The following is a 7,953-nucleotide window of genomic DNA, read 5'->3' as shown; positions in this document are numbered from 1 at the left end:
GCAACTATATCTGGTCAAAAATTTAAACGTATGGGTATTCAAAAATATGTCGGTCGAATCAAAGAATCTGGGCGGACAGTTCGCCGTCATAGCAGTTTTTATATTGGATTATATGGGTCTAACTGGGTCGATTTTATGGAAAATTCTTATGAATTGGTGGCTGAGTTAATGATATTAAATCCTAATAAGCGGAGGCATTATCAACAAGGAGAAAGGGCTATGAGGCTTATTTTATCTGCATCCTAGCCCTTTTTGTCCCCCCGTAAGCCGAGCGACAGTAGCGGCGTAAGTTCTGGAAGTGAGAAAGGCGATTGCACACCAAAAGAATTGCAATCGCCAAGAGGTTATTGAATAAACACAATCATGACATAAAGTACAGCAAGTAACTTCTCACTTCAAGTAGGTGACTGACAGCAGAAAACTCTCCTACCTGCTACAGATGCGAATGCACAGGTGTAAGAAATCCCTAGCCCTAAAAGTGAAAAAGGCGATTGCTCCTCCAAGAGAAATGCAATCGCCAATGAGGTTAATCTCGAATAAACACAATCATCACACAAAGTACAGCAAGTAACTTCTCACTTCAAGTAGGTGACTGACAGCAGAAAACTCTCCTACCTGCTACAGATGCGAATGCACAGGTGTAAGAAATCCCTAGCCCTAAAAGTGAGAAAAAGCGATTGCTTCCCCTAGAGTTATGCAATCGCCTCTACAACAACGAAATTTATGACAATCCAAATCATCATGGCACATCAAATATGATCAGCCCATTCCCTCTTCAAGAAGCCCAGTTGGATGATCCAAGAGAGAAAATACTTCTGCCTCCAACCGACCCCAACGCAGAGGTGCAAGAGATTCCTGGATACAAGCTGGTTTACGTTGGCGGAGCTTGCCCCAGAAACTATCGAGTGTACAAAGCTGATTCAATGATTGGGGTGATATTTCAGCATATTACCCACTGGTCTAACGGTGTGGATTCTCTTCGATACGCCGAGCCGATTGATGCAGCAGTCGGTCTAGTAGTCCACCAAGGCAACTTTGCTAGGTTAAACTCGGATATAAACGCTGCATTTTTCTGCGAGCATCTTTAGTTTGAAAACCCCAGTAGACACTAGCTTTTTGTTGATTACGTTGTTTCTCCCAAGCGGCAATCTCAGAAGTTAATGTTTCTGCATTAGGAATACGCCGTTCTAAACATTGGCGAGATAAAACAGATAATTCAATTTCTACTTGATTCAGCCAAGAAGCGTGTTTAGGAGTATAGTGGAACTCTAATTTTTGAATAATTCTACGTGCTTCTTGTGGTGTGAAAGCCTCATATAATGTACTTGGAGTATGAATATTTAGATTGTCAACTACTAAACGGATTACCTCAGCATCGCGGTAATGAACATCTACCAACTCTTTCAATTGTTTAGCAAAGTCAACTTTGGTACGACGTTGTGTAACTTCAATATGCCTCCATCCAGCTAAAGGTTCAAAAAGAGCAAATAAATTTACAACACCATTGCGTTTATACTCATAATCATAACGTTCAGGCTGATCTGGTTCTGGTGGCAAAGGAAGTCTTACTTCTTCTACTAATTGATATGGGCGTTCATCTAGGCAAACTGTAGGTTTTTTCGGATTATATGGCTCATTGTACAAATCCAAAACATCCTCCATTCTGAATACATACTCTGCGTTAACTTCGGGAATACACCACTGTTCTTTTAACCACGGTTTAATTTCGTTTTTTTTAGAGTTTGACGTATTGTTTCGTCGGAAATTGAATCTATTACCCCAAGGTTTACTAAGTGATCCGCTAATAATTGCATTGTCCAACGCACTCTTCCTTCTGGTGGATTAGAACAAGCCGTTGCAATCAAAAATGCTTCTTGTTTTTCATCTAATTTTGTAGGTTTTGGTGGATGAGCTTCATCCTTTAAAGCAAAATCTAACCCACCAATGACAAATTTTTCTCGTATCCGTTGTACTGTGGCAGTATGCACTCTAACTGTGTCAGCGATCGCTTGATCCGTTTCTCCTTCAGCAGCCATCAAAAGAATGTTTGCACGGGTTATAGTTCTTGCCTTGTGCTTACCTTTCTTTATTATTGATTGCAGTTGAGCAACTTCATCTTCACTCAAGTCAACGATGTACTTCTTTGCCATATTATTCCCTGTTTTTGGCTAGTTTACCAATTACAGGTATTACTTAGCAAACTTTGCTTGGCAGACTACTAGACGGCTTCATGAACGTGGCAAGGGTATCAACAACAGCTACAGAGCGACCACCCACGGAAGAGAAATTACTCGATAAAGAATTTGATGCACTAACTTTTGACGATTGGGAGCGGTTAAAGAAATACGTGCCACAAGCGAAAGATTTAGTTGCAGCGTAAGGAAACGGGTGGGCAGTAAAACCCACCTATGTCGCAGGGAACAAAACCAAATTATTAGTTTATCGGAATGCAACAACACAATTCATTGAATATACCAATGGAATCAATAGAAATACTGAAGCAGTTCAATTCGTGCTACGTAAATATTCAAGCAATTGCTCAAGATGAAAATTGGCTTTTGTTGATTGCCGATAAGAAGATTGACCCAGAAGCAGCGACTCACTTAGCCGATGTTTTGCACTACTTGAGTGAGGCAATGGGGTGCGTGGAAGAAATCGTTGAAATCAAGTTTAATCAGGAATCAGAATCATGAAATTTTATGCAACAAGTATTCCTCAGCCTTTATCAAGTTGGGCAACGGTTCTATCGAATAATGCAGGTTTGATTGAGATAGGAATTAATGATGAATCCCCTGCCATTCATTAATCATGGAAGAATTATCTACTGAAATTCAACCAGGATTGTTGGTATAAAAGCTAGCGATTTATGTAAAAGACTCACCATTGAAATGGTTGATACTAACGAAGAAAATTAACAACCATCATATACAAAATCCGACATCTTATGAAATTCACAACTGTATCTGTTAGCTACTCTAGAAAATTTAATCTCGGCGACTACGAATCGTTGGAACTGGGTTGTTCTCTATGGGCGCAAGTCGAGGATGGAGAAGACGCGGATGGAATAACCCAATTCCTCTATCAACAAGCCAAAGCTTCAGTAAAACAAGCGGCAATGCCTGTCTTGAAAGCTTCAGAGTTTCAGATAAATAAAGCTAAATTTAGCAAAAAAGTGTCTGGTGATATTAACGAAAGCGATTGGTAAAAGTTTGGAATTGACTAATGCAAGAACTAATCAAAGCTTTAATCAAAGCAAAGGCAGAGTTTAACCCCATTCAAAAAGACGGTACTAATTCTCACTACAAGCGCAAATATGCAACACTAGATGCTGTATTGGATGCTGTCACTCCTGCGCTTGGCAAATATGGATTGGTAATAATTCAAACTACCGAAATCTTTGAAGGTAAAACCGTGCTACGGACTCATATTTTTCATGAATCTGGAGAGAGTATCACCAGTACTTATCCTCTTCCTGAAATTAGTGATTCTCAGAAATTGGGTGCAGCTTTGACCTATGCCCGTCGATATGCTGTGTGTGCAATTTTATCGGTAACAGCAGATGAAGATGATGATGCTGAAAGTGCAAATAATCCTAAAAAGGCTGAACAACCGCACAATAATATTAGACCCCGCAAAGATAATCAACAGCTTAGAGTTCAACCAATCAAGCAAGCTGTAACTCCACCATCAATCAACCCAAAGGATTTGCGAGTCAAAGAAGTTCGCACACTTTTAAATTATCCGTTGGATTTAGTGAAAGAATGGCTGCATTCTCGAAATGTTACGAGTCCGAGTGAGCTTGATTCTCTTCAAATTGACGAATTAGTAAAGACCATGTGTTTGGCTTGGGCTGGAAATAAGTTTGGGCATCTGAATCATGCTGTTAACTCTTATCAAAAGCATGTAGTCGATGCTGTAGTCCGAGGAGTAGATGAAACAACAGCAATCAGCGACTGGATGGAGGGAGCGCTTGCACAATTGCCTGAACTGAATTAAATAACACCAATAGGAAAAATATCATGCCGAAGAAATCCACTTATCCTACCTCTGCTGACCAATCCTCACTGTGCCTACAATATCTCGGTCGTTGTGGGGGTAGCGCACGATTGTGTCATATCAAATTTAGTCTTAATGTGATTCAAACCTTGGTCAATCAAAGAAAAGTAAAGATTAAGAATACTGGTGCAGGATTTTTTATTGAATTGGAGGATGCCAAATGACTAACCACAAACAAGTTGTTTACCAACCTGAGTTAGACCACAAGAGTAAAATGGTTCTTCGCCGCCGTACTAGAAGAAGATTCAAACCCAGGATTTTTTTTGACCGCATCATAGAAACAACTGCAATCGTCTCTCTACTCTTAACTGGGTTTTCAGGAGTAGGGGCAATGGAGTGCTGGGGAATGGAGATTATTGAGACGAATGCTGGCTCCAACATAATCATCTCTGGTTGGGAGCAACAGAAAAATATTTGCCTGGGCGCAATGTTGGTCAGTTTTTCCGCCTTCTTAGGGAGTTCTTTAGTCGGAGCAAGTTTTAGTATTCGTCAAGACAAGTTTTAGAAGGAGAAACAATGATGGAAATTAAGTTAACCACATCAGAGATTCGGACTATCTTGCAGGGTTGTCAATATACGCTGCGGCTTGTGGCGAGTAGTAAGGATTATCGCAGGCTTCAGTCGTTTGAGTACTTTTCTACATCAAACGATGTAGTCCTAAATGATGCGTTCAATGTTTTAGAAGAAATAATAGATGCAATTGATTGTGTACAGCAAGCAACTCAACAGTAAACAGAAAGAATCTAAATTTAGAGGAGTAAGAAAATGACGTTAACTTTAGATAATCGGTCTCGAAACAAAGAATCGTCCTTGACGCAAGCATTACGACAAATACAACAGCTAAACTCCAAGATTGCTGTGTTGGAGCAGCAGCATCAAGATTACGTGCAGAAGCAACAGAATTTGATTCCAGCCATTGCTGAAAGAAAGTATTTCTCCGATACAGGAAGTACAAGCGCTGCGGATTCTAATTTATAAGGGAGAAGCAGCTTGTCGGCAGTACTTGCGTTCAGTGTTGGTCAAACAAAATCAGGCTACAAAAATGTCCGCAGAACAAATGGAAAAACCTACTTTAAGTAAAGGAACCAAAAACCGGAGTTCTCTGCAAAATTCAAAAAAATGAATTTTCTTTCTCATAGAGGCGCCAAATCAGTCAGGGCAAGGGATTGAGCAGACCATGAGACAGTTATTCTAACGGCATTACTAGGGTTTTGAGCCTCATTTAAATTATCCGCGTGTCTCAAAAGCTTGATGCTACCGTGTTTGAGGTCGAGCAGAGTCTCATGGTCTGCTTGCTTTTTAGTGAAGGCGCAAAAATTGTGATTCGGTATCGCTACATCAAAAGGCATTGTATGAAAAATTTTATAAGTAATTGCATTATGTCAAACAAACACTTATTGAAGGTGAAACGGATTCATCCTAAAGAATTTAAATTGAAGCACAGATTATCGGTATCTGAGATTCATGAACTAAGCGACTATCCACCAGAAACTCTTAAGCACTGGTTAGCTGACGAGCATAGTAGTCGTTACCAACAACCAAAAGAATCTGTCTTAAATCATTTTGGTTTACTAGATTTATATTTAAGTCTTTAAAAAATCAAAAAAGGTCACACAGACACTACCCGATTCGACGCGGGTTTTTTATTATAAAAGGGCAAGGTCAATAGATAGTCAATTGTTGTTTGTCATGGACATCAATATTGATACAGATATTGACAATGGTCTTGATACGGAGATTGACACAGATATTGACACAGATATTGACTATCTTTTTGAGACTATTGACACGGATTTGACTAAGTTCATGAAGCCACAATGGAGAGAACAACTTTTTCATCAAAAACCAAGCCAATCGGGAGTCAATTTCTTGCTTTTACCGATGTCAAAAGCCAAAGCAACTAAAATTTTAGGCATCTGCCCCCGTACATTAGAACGGTGGACAGAAGTAGCCCCACTTGTTCCAGAGTATAGATTAATACTCTTGAGAATGAAAGCTTTTGCTCAAGAAAAGAGACTACGTGCGCCATTAATGACAACCTACCAAGTATGGGTAGTAGGAAAGATTGGCGAATTGTTTGGAGACATTGTTCAAGGCATTGATAAAAAGCCCCTTGTTGAGGCCATTATTGAAGCTAACAAAGGTGAATATACTCGCGCTAACTTTGAACAAGAACAACTTAGATTCACATCATACGGTTTAGGAGAGATACATCATGTCGAATAGCACATTTACCCGTGCAGAATTGTTTGAATTATTAAGTGCTAATTACAGCCCACAACAAATTATTGCTGGATTAGAACAGCTTGCCGCCTCAGACTCAACAGTTGATCCGAATGCAGAAGAATTTCCTGTAGAAATCAGCGATCGCTTAGAAAAGTTGTTCAATCTAGCGCAAGCAACCCTCGACAAATCGAAGCTGTTAGGAGGTAGCGGCAATTTGGCGAATATACAGACGGGAGCTATGGACATGGCCACTGAACAATTACAACTTGTTGGAGTTAGCCGGGAAACGTTTAAAGCATTCTTGGATATTGTGGCAGGCAAGACTGTTGCTCAAGCGCTGGCAGTTCATGAGTTTGAGCAAGAATTGTTCGATGAAATCACGAATGAACTTGATGCTCGTTCATTGAGAAGAAGAACAGAGCAAGGCTTTGATGAAATAGCGTTTATTTATCAACTGGCCAAAGATCCTTCAATCAGGCAACAAATTACCCAAGAGTACGGCTTAAAGACTGGGGATGAGATTAAGCAACAAGTTCAAACCCTTACTACTACTGCAACTGTTGGTTTTGACCCGGAAGCATTCTTACAAGAACTAGGAGTGCCAACACCCGAAAAAAAGTCCACACAACCGACAACAATTCAGGACTTGAAAAATTTAACACGCTCTTTGTTGAGCAAACAAACTCAGTCATCAACTTAAAATGGCGCAAGTTCTTCGAGCAGAATCTTTTCGGATTCTCAGTCATTTTTTTTCTAGTTTGTATTGGGCTATCTGTTTACATTCGTATTATTAATGCACCACCACCCCAGACAACACAAAGTATCGACGGGCAACAACTGTAAAATATTCCGGCTGAGTGGCGATGAAATACCAGAAGCAAGCGATGTTGGGATTATTGGGCATGGGGTTAATCGCAAGTCCTTGGTTATCACAACTGCCAGCCCAATTCAAAACTTACTCTCACGGCATCACTATTCGTGAGTCTGAAGAACTAGAACGCATTAAAGCCGAGCAAAGGGCAGAAACCGCCGACAAAATTAACTCTCTTGGAGTTACGCCCTCATTCAATAAATTACGAATCAGGAACTATCTAGACTCAAAAAAACGTAACCCTAGACCTGATACTACAGGTTATTTAGAAGATGAAACAGTTTTTGTGTATGACTCAACTGGTTTATGCATTGGACGCATTGAACAGAGGCAATGGCGGTGGAAGTATAGATTCAAAAATGCTTGTAAGAATTCGCCACTATACCAAGATTCCCGTGATTGATTTATGAAATATCTCACTCCAAACAAATCTAATTCACAACCAAACTCAGAACCATCACCACAAGGAGAACCGAAAAAAGCAGGAGGTGACTACTTAGAATTATTAGCTCGGTGGATTGTGGCATTAATCTCACTGCCAGTCATCTTTATCTCACATATCATTGCCCAATTCGTTACCCCAGGCACACCCGGATACAAGCTTGTTGGTGCAATTGGTTTCTGGATTGGCACACTCCTTTCTACTGATAGCATCTGGCAAGTTTTATTCCAGGGAAAACCCCTCCTCCCGTGGTTTGAAACTGAATGGATTGGTTGGCTCGGTTGGTTACAACTCCTATTTAATCCCTTATTTTGGATTAGCTTCGGTATCTCTGCACTTGTCCAAGTGATGGGTGCGA

The 7,953-nt window shown here is 40.2% G+C and carries 14 protein-coding genes and 2 pseudogenes; 15 read left to right on the top strand and 1 reads right to left on the bottom strand.

Going from position 1 to position 7,953, the window contains the following annotated elements; genetic code table 11:
• Both LC608_RS35555 and LC608_RS35550 read left to right on the top strand, forming a co-directional pair.
• Positions 1-246: pseudogene (locus LC608_RS35555) on the top strand (IS4 family transposase); the annotation flags it as partial.
• A gap of 431 nt (positions 247-677) precedes the next feature.
• On the top strand, positions 678-1,088 hold the full coding sequence (locus LC608_RS35550) for a hypothetical protein (protein ID WP_229558001.1): 411 nt from the start codon (positions 678-680) through the stop codon (positions 1,086-1,088).
• Here the strand turns inward: LC608_RS35550 and LC608_RS35545 are convergent.
• Positions 1,039-2,150, bottom strand: a protein-coding gene (locus LC608_RS35545) for an IS630 family transposase (RefSeq protein ID WP_374108495.1) whose coding sequence is annotated in 2 segments (ribosomal slippage) — positions 1,039-1,730 and positions 1,730-2,150 — 1,113 coding nt in all. Because the reading frame shifts where the segments join, the coding sequence is not laid out codon by codon here. The two genes, LC608_RS35550 and LC608_RS35545, sit on opposite strands and share 50 nt — an antisense overlap.
• Positions 2,151-2,230: 80 nt before the next feature.
• On the opposite strand from LC608_RS35545, the gene LC608_RS35540 reads away from it, so the two are divergent.
• From LC608_RS35540 to LC608_RS35480, 13 genes and pseudogenes are all read left to right on the top strand, one after another.
• Positions 2,231-2,380: a hypothetical protein gene (locus LC608_RS35540; RefSeq protein ID WP_229557999.1), complete on the top strand. Its 150-nt coding sequence runs from the start codon at positions 2,231-2,233 to the stop codon at positions 2,378-2,380.
• A gap of 97 nt (positions 2,381-2,477) precedes the next feature.
• Positions 2,478-2,693, top strand: coding sequence for a hypothetical protein (locus tag LC608_RS35535; protein ID WP_229557998.1), 216 nt, complete (start codon positions 2,478-2,480; stop codon positions 2,691-2,693).
• 251 nt (positions 2,694-2,944) lie between these two features.
• Positions 2,945-3,205, top strand: coding sequence for a hypothetical protein (locus LC608_RS35530; protein ID WP_229557997.1), 261 nt, complete (start codon positions 2,945-2,947; stop codon positions 3,203-3,205).
• 17 nt (positions 3,206-3,222) lie between these two features.
• Entirely contained in the window at positions 3,223-3,996 is a 774-nt protein-coding gene (locus tag LC608_RS35525) for an ERF family protein (RefSeq protein WP_229557996.1), read from the top strand.
• A gap of 23 nt (positions 3,997-4,019) precedes the next feature.
• Complete coding sequence (locus tag LC608_RS35520) at positions 4,020-4,220, top strand: hypothetical protein (RefSeq protein ID WP_229557995.1); 201 nt, start codon at positions 4,020-4,022, stop codon at positions 4,218-4,220.
• The gene (locus tag LC608_RS35515; RefSeq protein WP_229557994.1) at positions 4,217-4,561 is read left to right on the top strand and encodes a hypothetical protein; all 345 of its coding nucleotides are present in this window, start codon (positions 4,217-4,219) and stop codon (positions 4,559-4,561) included. Before LC608_RS35520 ends, LC608_RS35515 begins: the two co-directional genes overlap by 4 nt.
• A gap of 11 nt (positions 4,562-4,572) precedes the next feature.
• Positions 4,573-4,788 (top strand): hypothetical protein, encoded by a 216-nt coding sequence (locus LC608_RS35510; RefSeq protein WP_229557993.1) that lies wholly within the window; start codon positions 4,573-4,575, stop codon positions 4,786-4,788.
• A 33-nt stretch (positions 4,789-4,821) separates the two neighbouring features.
• A complete protein-coding gene (locus tag LC608_RS35505; RefSeq protein ID WP_229557992.1) occupies positions 4,822-5,034 on the top strand; it encodes a hypothetical protein in 213 nt (70 codons plus the stop codon).
• Positions 5,035-5,435: 401 nt separating this feature from the next.
• Positions 5,436-5,651, top strand: a complete 216-nt coding sequence (locus LC608_RS35500; protein WP_229557991.1) for a hypothetical protein — start codon at positions 5,436-5,438, stop codon at positions 5,649-5,651.
• 94 nt (positions 5,652-5,745) lie between these two features.
• Complete coding sequence (locus tag LC608_RS35495) at positions 5,746-6,282, top strand: hypothetical protein (RefSeq protein ID WP_229557990.1); 537 nt, start codon at positions 5,746-5,748, stop codon at positions 6,280-6,282.
• Positions 6,272-6,982 (top strand): hypothetical protein, encoded by a 711-nt coding sequence (locus LC608_RS35490; protein ID WP_229557989.1) that lies wholly within the window; start codon positions 6,272-6,274, stop codon positions 6,980-6,982. Before LC608_RS35495 ends, LC608_RS35490 begins: the two co-directional genes overlap by 11 nt.
• 163 nt (positions 6,983-7,145) lie before the next feature.
• Entirely contained in the window at positions 7,146-7,556 is a 411-nt protein-coding gene (locus LC608_RS35485) for a hypothetical protein (protein ID WP_229557988.1), read from the top strand.
• A gap of 3 nt (positions 7,557-7,559) precedes the next feature.
• Positions 7,560-7,953: pseudogene (locus LC608_RS35480) on the top strand (hypothetical protein); the annotation flags it as partial.

Source organism: Nostoc sp. XA010 (assembly GCF_020829625.1).
Classification (GTDB): Bacteria; Cyanobacteriota; Cyanobacteriia; order Cyanobacteriales; family Nostocaceae; genus Nostoc.
This window is presented reverse-complemented; position numbering and strand designations above follow the sequence as displayed.

Coding starts and splice junctions, on each gene's coding strand:
- LC608_RS35540 (WP_229557999.1), top strand. CDS start 2,231: ATGAACGTGGCAAGGGTATCAACAACAGCTACAGAGCGACCACCCACG.
- LC608_RS35535 (WP_229557998.1), top strand. CDS start 2,478: ATGGAATCAATAGAAATACTGAAGCAGTTCAATTCGTGCTACGTAAAT.
- LC608_RS35530 (WP_229557997.1), top strand. CDS start 2,945: ATGAAATTCACAACTGTATCTGTTAGCTACTCTAGAAAATTTAATCTC.
- LC608_RS35525 (WP_229557996.1), top strand. CDS start 3,223: ATGCAAGAACTAATCAAAGCTTTAATCAAAGCAAAGGCAGAGTTTAAC.
- LC608_RS35520 (WP_229557995.1), top strand. CDS start 4,020: ATGCCGAAGAAATCCACTTATCCTACCTCTGCTGACCAATCCTCACTG.
- LC608_RS35515 (WP_229557994.1), top strand. CDS start 4,217: ATGACTAACCACAAACAAGTTGTTTACCAACCTGAGTTAGACCACAAG.
- LC608_RS35510 (WP_229557993.1), top strand. CDS start 4,573: ATGATGGAAATTAAGTTAACCACATCAGAGATTCGGACTATCTTGCAG.
- LC608_RS35505 (WP_229557992.1), top strand. CDS start 4,822: ATGACGTTAACTTTAGATAATCGGTCTCGAAACAAAGAATCGTCCTTG.
- LC608_RS35500 (WP_229557991.1), top strand. CDS start 5,436: ATGTCAAACAAACACTTATTGAAGGTGAAACGGATTCATCCTAAAGAA.
- LC608_RS35495 (WP_229557990.1), top strand. CDS start 5,746: ATGGACATCAATATTGATACAGATATTGACAATGGTCTTGATACGGAG.
- LC608_RS35490 (WP_229557989.1), top strand. CDS start 6,272: ATGTCGAATAGCACATTTACCCGTGCAGAATTGTTTGAATTATTAAGT.
- LC608_RS35485 (WP_229557988.1), top strand. CDS start 7,146: ATGAAATACCAGAAGCAAGCGATGTTGGGATTATTGGGCATGGGGTTA.